The following is a 15,995-nucleotide window of genomic DNA, read 5'->3' on the forward strand; positions in this document are numbered from 1 at the left end:
TGGCAAAAATAAGCCGCCCGGTCTGGCCTTCGCCCACCGCGCCGCTCACCCGGCTGAGCTGCCCCGTGGCCAGCAAATCAAGGCCCGAAACATCAAGCCGCACATCCACCTCGGCCCCAATCAGCCGCCCCTCCTCGCTCAAAAGGCGAACATATTGCGCGGTCGACAGACGAAACGAAACCTCAAGCGCTTCGGGATCAATCAAGGAGGCCAGCAACTCATTGGCGGTCACAAGGCCACCCTCCACCACCGCCACATCGGCCAGCGTGCCGCTGAACACGGCGCGAATTTCTGTATCGGCAAGGTCACGCTCGGCATTGGCCACCGCCAGCCGCGCGCGGGAGACGCTGTTGCGCGCCTGATCCACCCGGCTTTCGGCGCTCGCCACCGCCTGGCGTTTCGTCAGCACCGCCTGATCGGCCGAAGCGGCTGCCAGCGCCGCCACTTCCACCGCCGCCGCCGAGCCCACACCGCGCTCCTGCAAGCTGGACTGGCGGGCCAGGGCGGCTTCGCGCAACTCGGCCTGCCGCTCGGCCCCGGCCTGATCATCGCGCGAAAGCTCCAGCGCCCGCGAAGCATCCCGCAATTCCGCCTCGGCCTCGGCCAGATCGGTCTGCGCCACTTCCAGCGCAGATTCGGCATTCACCGGATCAACCCGCGCCAATAGCTCACCCGCTTCCACCGCGCCGCCTTCGGTAAACCCTTCGGAAAGCTCCACAATTCGCCCCGCCGCCGAGGCCCGGATATCCAGCGTCCGCTTCGAGCGCACCTCGCCAAAGGCCTCCATCACCGGCACCGCAGAGCCAAACTCCAGCGCCAGCACATTCACCCCGGCCACACGTTCGCGCGCAGGCCGCTGAAAGGCCTCACGGTTCATCCGCTCCTGCACCGCCCCCCAAAAGCTTGCGCCCGCCACGGCCAAAAGCCCCAGCGTGATCGAGAGTAAAAACAGCCCCATCAGGGAACGACGCAAGAAATTCATAGGCTTACCGTGCAGTTGACGATCTGTGCGACCCTAGCCTTTTGCCGGATTCAGCCAAAGCCACAACGTTGTTACGCAGCAATAGAACATTTCCGTCGAAACTTTTTGCCACAGGAAAGGCTTTTTGTGGCCGGACCCAAGCCAAAAGCGCCTACCCGCCTCAACCGCCTGGCGCTCAACCGTTTCAGGTTTTCCCCCGGTGCCCGCTCATTTTCTTGCTCCAAATATCCCCGCCGGAGGCCAAAAACTCTAGCTTCGGCGCAGGTGCTCATCAAGGCGCGGCATGATCTCTACAAAATTGCAGGGCTTGTGGCGGTAGTCGAACTGCGCCTCAAGGATCTCGTCCCAGGCATCCTTGCACGCCCCCGGCGAGCCGGGCAGCGCAAACAGATAGGTGCCCTGCGCCACGCCCCCGGTTGCGCGCGACTGCACCGCACTGGTGCCGATCTTGGCCAGCGAAACATGGGTGAAAACCGTGCCAAAAGCCTCGATCTCCTTTTCATAAACATCCCGATGCGCCTCAACTGTCACGTCGCGGCCCGTCAGCCCGGTGCCGCCGGTCGAGATCACCACATCAATCCCATCCTCGGCACACCACGCCCGCAGCAAATCGGCTATTGCCGGGCGTTCGTCGCGCACAATATCCCGCGCCGCCAGCACATGGCCCGCCGCCTCGATCCGCGCTACCAGCGCATCGCCCGAACGGTCTTCCTCAAGGCTGCGCGTGTCAGAAACCGTGAGCACCGCAATGCGCACCGGGATAAACTGCTTTTCCATCGTCATGTCCTTTCCATTATCGCCAAACGCACCGCCAACGCGCCAAATACCCCCGCCGAAACCCAGCCCAATACGCGGGCGAAGCGGGATGAGCCCGCAAGGGCTCGGCCCAATGAGCCGGCCCCAAGCCCAACCGCGCCATTCACCACAAATCCGCCCGCCGAAAGCACCACGCCAAGCAGCAGAAATTGCGCCAGCACCGGGCGCGTTGGGTCTACGAACTGCGGCAGGAAGGCCAGCACAAACAAGATCACCTTCGGGTTGGTCAGGTTCACCACCAGCGCCTGCACAAATGCCTTTGCAGGCACCAGCCCCACCGCATCAGCCCGGCCCGGCGCTGCGGCCCGCAGGGCCTTCCACGCCAGCCACAACAGGTAGCTCACCCCCACCCAGCGGATCACGTCAAAGGCGGCAGGCGCGGCCTGCACCAGCGCGGCAAGGCCCAGGCCCGCCGCCAACACATGGCCAAAGCAGCCCAGCGCGATCCCGGCATTGGCGGCCATCGCCGCGCCCCGCCCGCCGCGCAACCCCTGCGCCAGAACAAACATCATATCCGCCCCCGGCGTGAAGTTCAGCGCCAAGGCGGCGGGCAAGAAGGCGAGCAACATCACCCCGTCAATCATTGCGCCACACCCCCGCCGCGCACTGTCATCCCATGCCCTCCAGCCGGGCCTTGATGGTGAGCAAATCGGCCCAGGCGTGCTTTTTGTTCTCCGGTCGGCGCAGCAGGTAAGAGGGGTGGAACATCGGCATCACCGGGCGCTCGCCCAGCTCATGCCAGCGCCCCCGCAGCCGTGTGATCCCGGCGCGGCCAATCAGCGCGCGGCAGGCGGGGTTGCCCATCAACACAATCAACTCCGGGTCCACCAGCGCGATGTGGCGCTCCACGAAAGGGCGCATCATGGCAAGCTCACCCGGCTCCGGATCACGGTTTTGCGGCGGGCGCCATGGCACCACGTTGGTGATGTAAAGCGCCGCCCCAGCATCGGGGGCTTGGCGGGAAAGGCCAATCGCGGCAAACATCCGGTCAAGCAACTGCCCCGAGCGGCCCACAAACGGCTTGCCCTCGCGGTCCTCCTCCTGCCCCGGCGCTTCCCCGATCACCATCACCCGCGCACGCGGATCGCCATCGGCAAACACAAAGTTCCGCGCCCCGCGCTTCAGGTCACAATGTTCAAAGGCTTCCTGCACGGCGGCCAGCTCTTCCAGCGTGGCCGCGCCTTTTGCTGCGGCCTTTGCCACGGCGACGGCATCCACCTCAACGGCCTTCACCGGCGGCGGCGGCGCGCCTTTGGCGGGGGCCTTGGCACGGGCGGCCTTGGCCTCTCGCTCGGCCTTGGTGCTCTCAAACCGATCAACAGGCTCGGGGCCAATCGCCTCCACCGCGCCAAGCTCCGCCTGCCACTCCAAAGCGGCCAGCATCGCCCATCTGTCGAAATCCCCATCCATGGCCCAAGCCATACGCCCTTTCTCCACCATGTTGAAGCGCCCCGTAACCCTGCTATAAGCTGCCGGAAAATACTGGGGGACATCCATGACCTTGCGCGCCCGTCACCTGCTTGGCATCGCCACGCTCACCCCCGGTGAGATCACCGCAATCCTCGATCTGGCGGAGCGCTACGTTGCCCTCAACCGCGCGCCGCAAAAGCACGCCGATGCGCTGGCGGGTCTCACCCAGATCAACATGTTCTTCGAAACGTCGACCCGCACGCAGGCCTCCTTTGAACTGGCTGGCAAGCGGCTGGGGGCCGATGTGATGAACATGGTCATGCAGGCCTCCTCGATCAAAAAGGGCGAAACCCTGATCGACACGGCCCTCACCCTCAACGCCATGCACCCCGATCTGCTGGTCGTGCGCCACCCGCATTCCGGCGCGGTGGACCTGCTGGCGCAAAAGGTCAACTGCGCGGTGCTGAACGCCGGTGATGGCCGCCACGAACACCCCACCCAGGCCCTGCTTGATGCGCTCACCATCAGGCGCGCCAAGGGCCGCCTGCACCGGCTCAACATCGCGATCTGCGGCGATATCGCCCACTCCCGCGTGGCCCGGTCCAACATCATGCTGCTGCATAAAATGGAAAACCGCCTGCGCCTCGTTGGCCCCGCCACCCTGCTGCCACGCGACTTTGCCGACCTCGGGTGCGAGGTTTACACCGATATGGAAGAGGGCCTCGCGGGCTGTGATGTGGTGATGATGCTGCGCCTCCAGCGCGAACGGATGGACGGCGGCTTCATCCCGTCCGAGCGTGAATATTACCACCGCTACGGCCTCAACGCCGAAAAGCTCGCCCACGCCGCCCCCGATGCCATCGTCATGCACCCCGGTCCAATGAACCGCGGCATCGAGATTGACGGCGCGATTGCCGATGACATCAACCGCTCGGTCATCCGGGAACAGGTTGAAATGGGCGTCGCCGTGCGCATGGCCGCGATGGACCTGCTGGCCCAAGGCCTGCGTGCCGAGCGTGAGACCGCCCCGGTGGAGGTGTAGCCGCAGTGCTTGAATCCATCGCCACCTACTGCCCCTCCCTGCGGGTGTTCATCATCCGCTACTTCGCCTTGGGCGCGGTCACGGCGATAATCTTCAGCCCCTTTATTAGCACCCTCGTGGAGCTTACCCTTTCGGGGGCGGTGCTTGCCGCGCTGGCGATTTTCCTCGTTACCCCGCTGATCTGGGGCTTTCTGTTTGACGACCACCAAAAATGGCTGCGTCACCGCCGCGAGCGCTGGGTGCTGTTCCCGGACCGGCTGCGCCTGCATGGCTCTGATGGCGAGGTGGTGGATATTGCGCTTTCGGAGATCACCCATGTCTCGCTCTGGCTGTGGTATTCTGTGGGGATCCGCCTGCGCAGCGGCACCAAATTCCGTGCGCTCTACATCCCCCACGCGTCCGAGATGAAGCGGCGGATCAATGCACAGATCGCCGCCCAAAAAGGCGAGGCCCCGCATGAGTGACACGGCCCTCACCCCTCACCTGCTGCCCGGCGACAGGCTCACATGGCAGGGCAAGCCCACCCACACCCGCGCGCTTGGCAAGGGCTTTGCGATCATCCGTTTTGTGGGCTGGGGGATGCTCGCCTGCTTTGCGCTGTTCCTTGCGCTTGGCCTCGCCAATCTTGATGAGATGGAGGGCCCCTTTGCCCCTTGGCTCGGCGTTGTGCTCCTCTCGGGCGGGCTCTTCGTGGCCTTCGCCCTCATCGCCCCGGCCTACGCCCGCGCCGCCAATGCCCGCACCCGCTATGGTGTCACCCGTTCGCGCGCGATGATCCTTCAGAGCGGGCGCGATCTGAAGCGCTTTACCATCCCCAAGGACGGCAGGATCACGCGGGTTGAGGGTAAGGATGGTGCGTGGTCGGTGCTGATCCAGGTTCCCGCCCACCGCACCGCGCAACGGAGCAACACAGAGCACAGCGGCCCCCCCAATCCCATCGGCTTTGGCGGGCTGTCGGAGGCTGATGCCATTGCCGCCGAAACCGCCCTCACCGCGATCCGGGGCAAAGGCCGATGAGCCGCGCCTTGCCCCTCGGCTGGCAAGGCCTCCCCAACACCGGCCACGTGGCCCGCCCCGGCGACCTTGCCCAAAGGCGCTTTGGGCAAAAGCCTGTCTCCGATGGCCGCAAGGTCTATCAACTGGCGCGCAAGGCGCTCAAGGAACCCAGCACATGACCCGCACAATCTTCACCAACGTCACCCTGATTGATCCCGAAGCCCTCACCGAAACGCCCGGCACGCTGCTTGTCGAAAACGGGCACATCGCCGGGGTCTCTGGCGCGGGCGAGGCGCTGCCTTCCGAAGGGGCCGAGATTGTCGATGGCGGCGGGCATTGCCTTGCGCCCGGCATCGTCGACCTGGGGGTGAAAATCTGCGAACCGGGCGAGCGCCATAAGGAAAGCTTCAAATCCGCCGGGCAGGCGGCAGCGGCGGGCGGGGTGACAACCATGGTCATGCGCCCCGATACCATCCCCTGCATCGACAGCCCCGAAACGCTGGAGTTTGTCACCCGCCGCGCGGCTGAGGCTTCGCCGGTGCGCATCGCCCCCATGGCCACCCTCACCAAGGGGCGCGAGGGCCGCGAGATGACCGAGATCGGCTTTCTCACCGACGCCGGTGCCGTGGCCTTTTCAGATGGCGACAAGGTCATCGCCAATACCAAGGTGCTCACCCGCGCCCTCACCTATGCCCGCGAACTTGGCGCACTGGTGATCGGCCACCCGCAAGAGCCGGGCCTCTCTGCCGGGGCCGCCGTGACCTCGGGCAAATTTGCCACGTTGATGGGCCTGCCCGCCGTGTCTCCCATGGCCGAGCGGATGGGGATCGACCGTGACGTGGCGCTGGTGGAGATGACCGGCGCGCGCTACCACTTTGACCAGATCACCGCCGCCCGCGCCCTGCCCTCGCTGGAGCGCGCCAAGGGCAACGGGTTTGACATTACCGCAGGCGTTTCGATCCACCACCTCACGCTCAACGCGCTCGACGTGGGCGACTACCGCACCTTCTTCAAGGTAAAGCCGCCGCTGCGCGATGAGGACGACCGCCTTGCCATGGTCGAGGCCGTCGCCACCGGGCTGATTGATGTGATCTCCTCCATGCACACCCCGCAGGACGAGGAAAGCAAGCGCCTGCCGTTCGAGGAAGCCGCCTCTGGCGCGGTGGGGCTTGAAACCCTGCTGCCCGCCGCGCTGCGCCTTGTTCATGCCGGGCACCTTGGCTTGCCGCAACTCTTCCGCGCCATGGCGCTTCGGCCCGCCAGCCGCTTGGGCCTGCCCTCGGGCCGCCTCACCCCCGGAGCCCCAGCTGATCTTACGCTGTTTGATCCCAACGCGCCCTTCGTGCTTGATCGCTGGACGCTGAAATCAAAATCCAAGAACACCCCGTTTGATGGCCAGCGCATGGAGGGCCGGGTGCTGGGCACCTGGGTGGCGGGCGCGCGCGTCCACTAACCGCGACGCCTCCAAAACGGTGCAAAAACACAGTTAACCGCGCCTTAAAGCCCCGCCCACAGCCTTACCTCACCGCGCGTTGCGGGAAGGGGGCAATGCCGCAAGAGCGAGATGTATGGGTTGTGCATCGGTTGTGCATCCCTTGTGGCCCTTCGCTTTTTGCGAATCCTCGCGGCTTTAACACACTTGCCCGATGGGGGCCCTTTGGCGCATACCATCCCACGAAGGAGTGCAAATGCCCGATATTACCACCGCTGCCCCGCTGCTCGCGTTAACCGCGATTTTGGCTTACCTGCTTGGCTCTGTGCCCTTTGGCATGGTCATGGCGCGGGCCTTTGGGCTGGGGGATTTGCGCTCGGTCGGGTCAGGCAACATCGGGGCCACCAACGTGCTGCGCACCGGCTCCAAACCCGCCGCCGCGCTGACCCTGCTTTTTGATGCCGCAAAGGGCGCCGTCGCGGTGCTGATCGCCCGCGCCGTGCTGGGTGAGGATGCGGCGCAAGTGGCTGCTTTATCTGCCTTTTTGGGGCACATCTTCCCGGTTTGGCTCAAGTTCAAGGGCGGCAAAGGGGTGGCAACCTTCCTTGGCACCATGCTCGCCCTTGCACCGCTGGTTGGCCTTGCCTGCTGCGCCACATGGCTGGTGATGGCGGCTGTCACCCGTATCAGCTCTATGGCGGCTTTGTTTTCTGCCGCGCTTTCAACGCTTTACATGTTCACACTGGGCTATGGTCAGGGCTTTTTCCTTGGCATCGCGCTCACCGCCCTGATCTACCTGCGCCACGCCGAAAACATCCGCCGCCTCAAGGCCGGAACCGAGCCAAAGATCGGCGCCGGAAAGCAAAAAGCCGCCCCGTGAGGCGCGGCTTTTCGGGTGATTTGCCAGCGGGTTAGCCGCGTGCTGCAAGCTTCTCGACCGCATCGGCAATCCGGCGGCGGTTGTAGTAATTCCCGATGAAAATGAAGAACCCCGCCATGTAGATGATCGCCACCAGCGGCGCCGCAAAGATCGCGCCCAGCCCCGCCAATTCACCCTGCACAATGGCAACGATACCGCCGATGATGCCGATAATCGCCACCAACGCACCGGCCACCCAGATCAGGACTTCTGCAATTTTGATAATGGTGTCACGCATGGAAATAATCCCCTGTTTGCATGGTATTTTTGAACAATAAGAGGATGGTGGCCCAGCTTTTACCGTTGGGTCAAGAACAACGTCTGGCATAGCGATGCGAGGCCGCGCGCAATTCACGCGGCCTTAACGTTAGTAGCTGTACTCTGGGAAAATCCGGGTGATATCGCCATTCCAGTCGCCGTGGTAATGCTCCAGCAGCTCGTCGGCGGGGGTTTTTCCGCTCTCAATGCTGTCTTGCAGCGCGTTCAGGAAGTGGGTTTCATCGGGAACCAGGCCACCAGAGCCGGGCCGCGCCCGCGCTTTCAGGCCAGCGTGCGCAATGTTAACGGCTTCTTTGGCAAGATCGTGGATCTTCATGCCATCGACCTCGCCTTGCAGCCCGTCCACCGAGGCTGCCACGCGCAGCGCTTCGCGCGTTTCCGCGCTCCAGCCCTTGGCCATGTCCCAGGCGGCATCCAGCGCCGTCTGGTCATAGGTGAGGCCCACCCAAAAGGCCGGCAGCGCACACAGCCGCCGCCACGGCCCGCCATCGGCGCCGCGCATCTCGATAAACTTCTTCAGCCGCGCCTCGGGGAAGATCGTGGTCAGGTGATCGGCCCAATCGCTCAGCGTGGGCTTTTCGCCCGGCAGCGCGGGCAGTTCCCCCTTGAGGAAATCGCGGAAAGACTGGCCTAAGGCATTGATATACTTTCCATCCCGATACACAAAATACATCGGCACATCGAGCGCATATTGCACATAGGCTTCAAAGCCAAAGCCCTCGTCAAACGCAAACGGAAGCATCCCGGTGCGCGCATCATCAAGGTTGCGCCAGACCAGCGAACGATAGCTTTTGTGCCCGTTCAATTTGCCCTCAAAGAACGGCGAATTGGCAAAAAGCGCCACCGCCAAAGGCTGCAACGCCAGCGCCACACGGAACTTTTGCACCATGTCCGCTTCGGAGCCAAAATCAAGGTTCACCTGCACTGTGCAGGTTCGCCGCATCATGGTTGTGCCCATGGTGCCAACTTGCTGCATGTAGTCGTTCATCAGCTTGTAACGGCCCTTCGGCATAAGGGGCATTTCCTCATGCTTCCAGATAGGCGCCGCGCCAAGGCCAATGAAGCCAACGCCGATTTTGTCAGAGATTTCCTTCACTTCGCGCAGGTGTTCGTTCACCTCGTCGCAGGTCTGGTGAATGGTTTCCAGCGGGGCCCCCGAAAGCTCCAGCGCGCCACCCGGCTCAAGGCTCACGTTGGCGCCGTCCTTGGTGAGGCCAATCAGGTGGCCGCCCTCTTCAACCGGGTCCCATCCATAGCTGTCGCGCAGCGCCTCAAGCACCGCCCGGATCGAGCGTTCACCCTCATAGGGCAGCGGCTTCAGCGTGTCGCGGCAGTAGCCAAATTTCTCGTGTTCGGTGCCAATGCGCCAGTCTTCCTTGGGCTTGCAGCCCTCGGCCAGGTACTCGGCCATCTGCTCGTGCCGTTCAATCGGCCCGCCGCCGGATTGGGGAATAGACATCTGCGCGCTCCGCTCTTGCGTGGAGCGCCAGAGTTGGGACGAATGCGGCGTGAAGTCAATGCAAGAGACGGCGCGGCTTGGCCCATATGGCAAAGCGCGCAGGCTCCACCGATCCCGACGCCGCGATCACTTGTTCGTAAGAGGCACCGGGGAAGCTGGCGAGCGCGTCGATCAGCAGATCAGAGCCATGCGCCGAGCCGGGAATGCGGCCAACCCCTTCAGGTGTTTCAAAAATCCAGAAGAGATCATCGGCACCAGGGCCATCGCCGGTGGTTTCTATCTCGATCCGGGTCACCGCAGGCAGCGAGATCGTAAGCCCACCGCCCGGCGTGAGGTAGCGCACCGCGCCCTCGTCCAGCTCCACCACCCCCGGCCCACCAGAACGCGGCTGTATCCGGGCGCGTTGCACCGCCGTGAACAGCACCACAGCCCCCAGCGCCGCCAGGATCAACCCGGCCACATGGATCAACCCTGATGAGGTTGCCGCCAGCGCCAAACCGGCCAGCATTACCGCCCCCGCCACCAGCACCTCGCGCCAGCGGTAGAGCCAGATGCGCACAGCGGGGCGAATCATTGCCAATCTCCCAGCGCCATCTGCCACATCGTCAGCGCCGCCACCGCCGCCGTATCAGCCCGCAAAATGCGCGGGCCAAGCGATACCGGGTGCGCCTGCTCCATCGCCGCAAGCCGGCTGCGCTCCCCTTCCGAAAAGCCACCCTCAGGGCCAATCAGCACCGCCCAAGGCCCCGGCTTGCCCGAGAGGCCCGCCGCGCTGCCAACCAGCCCTTCATTGCAAAACATCAGCTGCCGCTCCTCAGGCCATTGGCCCAGCATATCGGCCAGTTTCACCGGGGCTGCGACCTCGGGCACAAAGGTGCCGCCGCATTGCTCGGCGGCCTCAACAGCATGCGCCTGAAGGCGATCCACGCGCACACGTTCAGCATTGGTGAAATCGGTCAGCACCGGGCAAATTCGCGCCGCCCCCATCTCGGCCGCCTTCTCAACGATGAAATCGGTGCGCGCCTTCTTGATCGGGGCGAACAGCAGCCACAAGTCTGGCGGCTGGCTTTGCGGGGCGGTTTGCTCAACGCAGGCCAGCACACCACGGCGCTTGTCCGCCTCCACCACATCAACCCGCCACTCCCCGGCCTCGCCGTTGAAAACGAACAGCGCATCGCCCACACCAAGCCGCATCACCCCAAAGAGATAATGCGCCTGCTCCCGCGACAGAGGGACCATTTGCCCCGCCCCCAGCGCGTGCTCTACATAGAGCCTGACCTTTGCCTTGCGTGCCATGGAGCCAGAGATATGACCGCCAGCGACGAAACGCCAGAGACAGCCGCCGTTGCGGACGCCGTAAGTGGCAATTGGGTAGACAGGCTGGCCCCCAAAGCCACCCGCCCCTACCTGCGCCTCTCGCGTGCCGACAGGCCCGTTGGCACATGGCTTTTGCTCATCCCCTGCTGGTGGGGCGTTCTGCTTGCGGCGGCTTCCACCGGCTGGCGGTGGTTTGATCTGTGGATCATCATTGGCTGTGCTCTGGGGGCCTGGCTGATGCGCGGCGCAGGCTGCACATGGAATGACATCACCGACCGCGACATCGACGACAAGGTTGCCCGCACCCGCTCAAGGCCAATCCCCTCGGGGCAGGTTTCGGTGGCGCAGGCGGCGGTTTGGATGGGGGTGCAGGCGCTCATCGCCCTTGCGATCCTGCTCACCTTCAATGCCACTGCGATCTGGCTCGGGGTGGCATCGCTTGGGCTGGTGGCGATCTACCCGTTTGCCAAGCGTTTCACCTGGTGGCCGCAAATCTTCCTGGGGCTTGCCTTCAACTGGGGTGCCTTGCTGGCATGGGCTGCGCACACCGGCTCGCTCTCACTGGCGCCGGTGTTTCTTTATGCGGCGGGCATCGCCTGGACGATCTTTTATGACACGATCTATGCCCACCAGGATGTGGAAGATGACGCGCTGATCGGGGTCAAATCCACCGCGCGGCTGTTTGGAGACAACTCACCCGCGATCCTGCGGCTGTTTCTGGCGCTCACCATCACCCTGCTGACTGTGGCGGTAATTGCCGCGCTGATTGATCCGGCCTCGCCGCTCCAGCTTGCCCTTGCGGTGGGCGGGGCCTGGGCGATGGGCTGGCATATGGCGTGGCAGCTTGGCCAGCTTGACACCGCCAACCCGCAAACGTGCCTGCGGCTGTTTCGCGCCAATCGGGATGCGGGGCTGCTGCCCGTGCTGTTTCTTGCCGTCGTCATCCTTCTGTGAACAGCCGATGATTGCACCCCCGCGCTGGCGGGACTAAAGGAACTGTCAACCACCACCACAGGGAACCACATGGCCCTTCGCTCCAGGATCATCACCGTGACCACCCTGATCGTTGCAGGTGGGCTTTGCTATGTCAGCGCCACCGCCGCGGCCGGGATGATCGAAAGTGGCTCTCGCTCAGCGGTCAAGACCGCATTGATCGAAGCCGGAACAGATTGGGCCAAGGTCGAAACCGATGGCCTACAGGTGCAAGTGTCCGGCACCGCCCCAACTGAGGCTGACCGCTTTCGCGCGCTGTCGACCGCGGCCAAGGTCGTCGATGCCTCCCGCGTTATCGACCAGGTTGAAGTGACGCCCGCCAAACCGATCACCGCGCCAAAGTTCTCCATCGAGATTTTGCGCAACGACGATGGCGTGTCGATGATCGGGCTGATCCCGGCCACAATCGACCGTGAGGAATTTGCCGAAGATATCTCCGATGCGGGTGATGATACCGAGGTCACCGATCTGCTGGAAACCGCCGATTATCCTGTGCCCGATGGCTGGGACGATGCGGTGGATTTTGGACTGGAGGCGCTGGAATTGCTGCCCCGCTCCAAGATTTCGATCTCTGCGGACCAGGTTGCGATCACCGCCATTTCATCTTCCGGTTCAGAAAAGCGCCAGCTGGAGGCAAGGCTACAGCGCCGCGCCCCCGATGGGCTGAACCTGCGGATCAACATCACCGCGCCGCGCCCGGTGATCACCCCCTTCACCCTGCGCTTTTTGATCGACGAAAACGGAACCGCCCGGTTTGATGCCTGTTCCGCCGATACCGAGGCCAGCCGCCGCCGCATTCTTGCCGCCGCCCGCGCCGCCGGGCTTGAGGGCGATGCAGATTGCGTGCTCGGCCTTGGCGTGCCCACCCCCGAATGGGCCGAAGCCGCCGATCTGGGGATCAAGGCTGTGGGCGAATTGGGCGGTGGCTCGATCACCTTTTCAGATGCCGATGTGTCGCTGCTGGCCACGCCCGACACCGGGCAAAGCGCCTTTGACCGGGTGGTTGGCGAGTTGGAAAGCAACCTTCCCGACGTGTTCTCGCTCACCTCGACCCTGCCCGAAAAGGTTAACGTGAATGGCACGGGTGAGGGCAATGGCCCGCCAGAGTTTGTTGCCACCCGCAGCCCCGAGGGCAATGTGCAGTTGCGCGGACGCGTCACCAATGCGCAGGTGCGCGAGGCGGTCGAGAGCTTTGCCAAGGCACACTTTGGTTCGCAAGCGGTTTACGCTGCCACCCGGATTGACCCAGCCTTGCCCGATGGCTGGCCGGTGCGCGTGCTGGCCGGGCTGCAAGCACTCTCCGAGGTGAACAATGGCTCGGTGATCGTGCAGCCCAGCTATATCGAGGTGCGCGGCCTCACCGGCAACCCCGAGGCCAAGGCCGAGATCGCCCGCCACCTTGCCGCGCGGCTTGGCGAGGGGGCGCATTTCAAGATCGAGGTCACCTATACAGAGGCGCTTGATCCGCTCGCCGCCCTGCCCAGCGCTGAGGAATGCATTGCAAAGATCAAGGCGATCAACGAAGCGACCAAGATCACCTTCGAGCCGGGCTCGGTGGAGATCACCGGCGATGCGGTGGGTGTGATGGACAAAATCGCCGACGTGCTGAAAGACAAGTGCGCCAAGGTTGAAATGAACATCGAGATCAGCGGCTACACCGATAGCCAGGGCCGCGAAGAGATGAACCAGCAGCTTTCGCAGCAGCGCGCCGAAGCAGTGCTGAACGCGCTGGCGGCACGCCGGGTTCTGACCTCGCGGATCGAGGCGCGCGGCTACGGCGAAGAAAACCCGATTGCTGACAATGACACCGAAGCAGGCCGCGAAGCCAACCGCCGCATTGCCTTTGGTTTGGTGACCGAGGAGGCTGGCGCCGAGGCCAGCGATGGGGCAGAAGAAGCAAACCCGGCAGCAGAAGACGGGCAAGTGGAGAAGACGGGTGAGTAGATCCGAATTTATCGTCGTTACGGCCATCATCCTTTTTGTGGCCTTCATGTTGGGCTGGTTCGCCAATTGGCTGATTCACCGGCTCACCCGCGTCACCCAATCGGAGATGGGTGAGTTGGACAAGATGGCGCAATCGCTCCACGATGCCGAGGAAACCCGCGATCAGGCGATCACCTATCTGCAACAGCGCGAGGCCGAGTTGACCAACCAGCTAAGCCAGACCGAGGCAGAGCTTTCCGCCGCGATGGACGGGCTGCGTGACGCCCGCCAGGAGGCCGAAGAACTGCGCGCCTGGATCGAACGCCAGCAGCAGGCTGGCTGACACCCGCCACCCCAGCCGCCAATCAGCCTCCCGTCGCGCGCCTTGCTTTGGAGGCGCAGCACCGCAAGCCAGGCAGGAGGCCCCTCACCCGATGCACAGCGCCCTCTCCCTGCACCTTTGCGATGCCCGAGGCACCCTGACAGCCCACGCCAAGTGGCTCACCCGCACCATTGAAGAAACCCACGCCCGCGTCGCGCCCCGCCTGTCGCTTGGCCCGGTGGATGTGGTGGTTCGGGCCGCCCGCGATGTGATTCCGCAAAAGGGCCATGTGGGCCACGCCCCCGGCCCCGGTGTGATCCTTGTAACAGTGGACCCCGACAACCCCGCGCTGGAGCGCAACACCGCGCAAAGCTTTGAGCGGATGCTGGCCCACGAGATGCACCATGCCGCCCGCTGGGATGGGCCGGGCTATGGCAGCACCCTTGGCGCCGCGCTCGTCACCGAAGGCCTTGCGGGCCATTTCGTTGAAGAGCTTTATGGCCTGCCGCTTGAGCCATGGGAAACCGCCGTGGCCGATGCGCTCCTCACCCACCGCGAAACCATTCGCAGCCTTTGGGATGACGCGGGCTATGATCATAATGAATGGTTCTTTGGCACCGGGGCCTACCCACAGTGGCTTGGCTACAGCGCCGCCTATCAACTGGTTGCGCGGTATTTTGACGAGCACCCCACTGCCACCGCTTCGGCCCTCGCCCATGCGCCAACCGAGCACTTTCGCTCTGCATTAATGTGATCGCCCGAGGCTACCAGCGCGTCAGCGCGGCCTCGTCCTCATCCTTTGCGGCAACCCAGCCGGTGCCCTCGCGGGTGACTTCCTTTTTCCAGAAAGGGGCGCGGGATTTGAGGTAATCCATCAGGAATTCCGCCGCCTCAAAGGCCGCAACCCTATGCGCCGAAGCGGTGGCAACCATCATGATCTGCGCCCCCGGCTCAAGCCGCCCGTGGCGGTGGATCACCAGCGCGCCAGTCAGCGGCCAGCGCGCCTTGGACTCATCAACAATGGTGGCAATCGCGCTTTCGGTCATGCCGGGATAATGCTCGATCTCCATCGCCTCCAGCCCGCCGGATACATCGCGCACCACGCCGGTAAAGCTCACCACGGCCCCGGCGCCGGCCTGCGCTTCTGAAAAGCGGTTAAGCTCGGCGCCCGCATCAAAGCTGTCGGCCTGAACCCGCACTTCGGCCAAGGGTCAGCCCCCTGTCATCGGCGGGAAAAAGGCGATCTCACGCACGCCCGCCAACGGTGCCTCAAAATCAGAAAGCTCCTGATCCAGCGCCACGCGCAGCGCTGTCACATCGGCAAAGGCTGCGGCGTAGCGATCCTCGCGCGTTTTCAGCTCTTCAACCAGCTCGGAAACCGTGGCGGCCTCTGTTTCCACCGCTTCACGCGGCAGGCCGATCCGCTCACGGACCCAAGCGAAGTAAAGCACATTCACAGTCATTTTGGCCCCTTCAGGAATGGCACCGATTTGCGAAAATAGTCCCAGCCGGTGATCAGCGTCAGCGCCCCGGCGACCCACAGAATCAAGATGCCCGTCACCGTGGCCCAGCCTGCCGGACCATCCCGGAATCTGGCCAGCCCTGAAGGCCCCATCTCACCCCGCGCCACCCAATCGAGGCCGGTGCCAAGAAACAGCACGGCAATCGCCACCATCTGCGCTGTCGTCTTCCACTTGGCGAGATTGGTCACCTTGAGGGTGCCCGCCGTATCGCCCAGAAACTCGCGCAACCCGCTGACGAAAACCTCGCGGAAGAGGATCAGCGTGGCGGGCAACAGGATCCACGGGTTCATCCCCGAAAAGCCGGTAATGACCAGCAGCGCGATCACCACCATCGCCTTGTCGGCGATCGGATCAAGCATTGCGCCCAGCTTGGTTTCCTGCCCCCACTTGCGAGCCAGCCAGCCATCAAAAAAGTCGGTCGCGGCGGCGGCCACAAACAGGACCAGCGCAAACCAATCCGCCCAGGGGCGGTGGAAATAAAGGAACATCACGGCCACCCCCGGCGCCGCGAGGAGCCGAAGGACCGTGAGGATATTGGGCAAGTTCCATATCATACCCGAAGGTTTAGCGTGTTGCCCCGCC

At 63.9% G+C, this 15,995-nt stretch carries 21 protein-coding genes; 10 read left to right on the forward strand and 11 right to left on the reverse strand.

Annotated features, from left to right (window positions below; all coding sequences use genetic code 11):
- The 4 genes from P1U55_RS00390 to P1U55_RS00405 form a co-directional block, all read right to left on the reverse strand.
- Nucleotides 1–982: HlyD family efflux transporter periplasmic adaptor subunit (locus P1U55_RS00390; RefSeq protein ID WP_301045480.1), on the reverse strand; the 982-nt coding region annotated here is incomplete at its 3' end.
- Between the two features lie 249 nt (nucleotides 983–1,231).
- On the reverse strand, nucleotides 1,232–1,765 hold the full coding sequence (gene moaB, locus P1U55_RS00395; protein ID WP_301045481.1) for a molybdenum cofactor biosynthesis protein B: 534 nt from the start codon (nucleotides 1,763–1,765) through the stop codon (nucleotides 1,232–1,234).
- A complete protein-coding gene (locus P1U55_RS00400) occupies nucleotides 1,762–2,382 on the reverse strand; it encodes a LysE family translocator (RefSeq protein WP_301045482.1) in 621 nt (206 codons plus the stop codon). The genes moaB and P1U55_RS00400 overlap by 4 nt, the downstream gene beginning before the upstream one ends.
- Before the next feature lie 25 nt (nucleotides 2,383–2,407).
- Nucleotides 2,408–3,208 (reverse strand): uracil-DNA glycosylase, encoded by an 801-nt coding sequence (locus P1U55_RS00405; protein WP_301045545.1) that lies wholly within the window; start codon nucleotides 3,206–3,208, stop codon nucleotides 2,408–2,410.
- An 85-nt stretch (nucleotides 3,209–3,293) separates the two neighbouring features.
- Here P1U55_RS00405 and P1U55_RS00410 point away from each other — a divergent pair, with 85 nt between their 5' ends.
- The 6 genes from P1U55_RS00410 to plsY all read left to right on the forward strand — a co-directional run bounded on the left by P1U55_RS00410 (nucleotide 3,294) and on the right by plsY (nucleotide 7,558).
- Nucleotides 3,294–4,250 carry an aspartate carbamoyltransferase catalytic subunit gene (locus P1U55_RS00410; protein ID WP_301045483.1) on the forward strand — a complete coding sequence of 319 codons (957 nt, stop codon included), beginning with the start codon at nucleotides 3,294–3,296 and terminating at the stop codon, nucleotides 4,248–4,250.
- A gap of 5 nt (nucleotides 4,251–4,255) precedes the next feature.
- Nucleotides 4,256–4,714 (forward strand): hypothetical protein, encoded by a 459-nt coding sequence (locus tag P1U55_RS00415; protein WP_301045484.1) that lies wholly within the window; start codon nucleotides 4,256–4,258, stop codon nucleotides 4,712–4,714.
- Nucleotides 4,707–5,267, forward strand: coding sequence for a hypothetical protein (locus tag P1U55_RS00420; RefSeq protein WP_301045485.1), 561 nt, complete (start codon nucleotides 4,707–4,709; stop codon nucleotides 5,265–5,267). Before P1U55_RS00415 ends, P1U55_RS00420 begins: the two co-directional genes overlap by 8 nt.
- Nucleotides 5,264–5,425, forward strand: coding sequence for a hypothetical protein (locus P1U55_RS00425; RefSeq protein ID WP_301045486.1), 162 nt, complete (start codon nucleotides 5,264–5,266; stop codon nucleotides 5,423–5,425). The genes P1U55_RS00420 and P1U55_RS00425 overlap by 4 nt, the downstream gene beginning before the upstream one ends.
- The gene (pyrC, locus tag P1U55_RS00430; RefSeq protein WP_301045487.1) at nucleotides 5,422–6,699 is read left to right on the forward strand and encodes a dihydroorotase; all 1,278 of its coding nucleotides are present in this window, start codon (nucleotides 5,422–5,424) and stop codon (nucleotides 6,697–6,699) included. The genes P1U55_RS00425 and pyrC overlap by 4 nt, the downstream gene beginning before the upstream one ends.
- A 235-nt stretch (nucleotides 6,700–6,934) precedes the next feature.
- Nucleotides 6,935–7,558, forward strand: coding sequence for a glycerol-3-phosphate 1-O-acyltransferase PlsY (gene plsY, locus P1U55_RS00435; protein WP_301045488.1), 624 nt, complete (start codon nucleotides 6,935–6,937; stop codon nucleotides 7,556–7,558).
- 31 nt (nucleotides 7,559–7,589) lie between these two features.
- Here the strand turns inward: plsY and P1U55_RS00440 are convergent, their stop codons facing one another.
- From P1U55_RS00440 to P1U55_RS00455, 4 genes are all read right to left on the reverse strand, one after another.
- Nucleotides 7,590–7,835, reverse strand: a complete 246-nt coding sequence (locus P1U55_RS00440) for a hypothetical protein (RefSeq protein WP_301045489.1) — start codon at nucleotides 7,833–7,835, stop codon at nucleotides 7,590–7,592.
- Nucleotides 7,836–7,964: 129 nt separating this feature from the next.
- Nucleotides 7,965–9,335, reverse strand: coding sequence for a glutamate--cysteine ligase (locus P1U55_RS00445; protein ID WP_301045490.1), 1,371 nt, complete (start codon nucleotides 9,333–9,335; stop codon nucleotides 7,965–7,967).
- Between the two features lie 55 nt (nucleotides 9,336–9,390).
- Nucleotides 9,391–9,909: a hypothetical protein gene (locus P1U55_RS00450; protein ID WP_301045491.1), complete on the reverse strand. Its 519-nt coding sequence runs from the start codon at nucleotides 9,907–9,909 to the stop codon at nucleotides 9,391–9,393.
- Nucleotides 9,906–10,631, reverse strand: coding sequence for a 16S rRNA (uracil(1498)-N(3))-methyltransferase (locus P1U55_RS00455; protein ID WP_301045492.1), 726 nt, complete (start codon nucleotides 10,629–10,631; stop codon nucleotides 9,906–9,908). Before P1U55_RS00455 ends, P1U55_RS00450 begins: the two co-directional genes overlap by 4 nt.
- 12 nt (nucleotides 10,632–10,643) lie before the next feature.
- Between P1U55_RS00455 and ubiA the strand changes: the two genes are divergently transcribed.
- The 4 genes from ubiA (at nucleotide 10,644) to P1U55_RS00475 (ending at nucleotide 14,644) form a co-directional block, all read left to right on the forward strand.
- A complete protein-coding gene (ubiA, locus tag P1U55_RS00460) occupies nucleotides 10,644–11,606 on the forward strand; it encodes a 4-hydroxybenzoate octaprenyltransferase (protein ID WP_301045493.1) in 963 nt (320 codons plus the stop codon).
- Nucleotides 11,607–11,675: 69 nt separating this feature from the next.
- Complete coding sequence (locus P1U55_RS00465) at nucleotides 11,676–13,589, forward strand: OmpA family protein (RefSeq protein ID WP_301045494.1); 1,914 nt, start codon at nucleotides 11,676–11,678, stop codon at nucleotides 13,587–13,589.
- On the forward strand, nucleotides 13,582–13,911 hold the full coding sequence (locus tag P1U55_RS00470) for a hypothetical protein (protein WP_301045495.1): 330 nt from the start codon (nucleotides 13,582–13,584) through the stop codon (nucleotides 13,909–13,911). Before P1U55_RS00465 ends, P1U55_RS00470 begins: the two co-directional genes overlap by 8 nt.
- A gap of 91 nt (nucleotides 13,912–14,002) precedes the next feature.
- On the forward strand, nucleotides 14,003–14,644 hold the full coding sequence (locus P1U55_RS00475) for a DUF2268 domain-containing putative Zn-dependent protease (RefSeq protein ID WP_301045496.1): 642 nt from the start codon (nucleotides 14,003–14,005) through the stop codon (nucleotides 14,642–14,644).
- A 10-nt stretch (nucleotides 14,645–14,654) separates the two neighbouring features.
- Here the strand turns inward: P1U55_RS00475 and P1U55_RS00480 are convergent, their stop codons facing one another.
- The 3 genes from P1U55_RS00480 to pgsA are packed head-to-tail and all read right to left on the reverse strand — an operon-like array spanning nucleotide 14,655 to nucleotide 15,967.
- Complete coding sequence (locus P1U55_RS00480) at nucleotides 14,655–15,098, reverse strand: molybdenum cofactor biosynthesis protein MoaE (RefSeq protein ID WP_301045497.1); 444 nt, start codon at nucleotides 15,096–15,098, stop codon at nucleotides 14,655–14,657.
- A 3-nt stretch (nucleotides 15,099–15,101) separates the two neighbouring features.
- On the reverse strand, nucleotides 15,102–15,347 hold the full coding sequence (moaD, locus tag P1U55_RS00485) for a molybdopterin converting factor subunit 1 (protein WP_301045546.1): 246 nt from the start codon (nucleotides 15,345–15,347) through the stop codon (nucleotides 15,102–15,104).
- Between the two features lie 2 nt (nucleotides 15,348–15,349).
- A complete protein-coding gene (gene pgsA, locus P1U55_RS00490) occupies nucleotides 15,350–15,967 on the reverse strand; it encodes a CDP-diacylglycerol--glycerol-3-phosphate 3-phosphatidyltransferase (protein ID WP_301045498.1) in 618 nt (205 codons plus the stop codon).
- Nucleotides 15,968–15,995: the final 28 nt, after the last annotated feature.

The sequence above is a fragment of the Vannielia sp. genome (genome assembly GCF_029212645.1).
In the GTDB taxonomy this organism is placed as follows: Bacteria; Pseudomonadota; Alphaproteobacteria; order Rhodobacterales; family Rhodobacteraceae; genus Vannielia.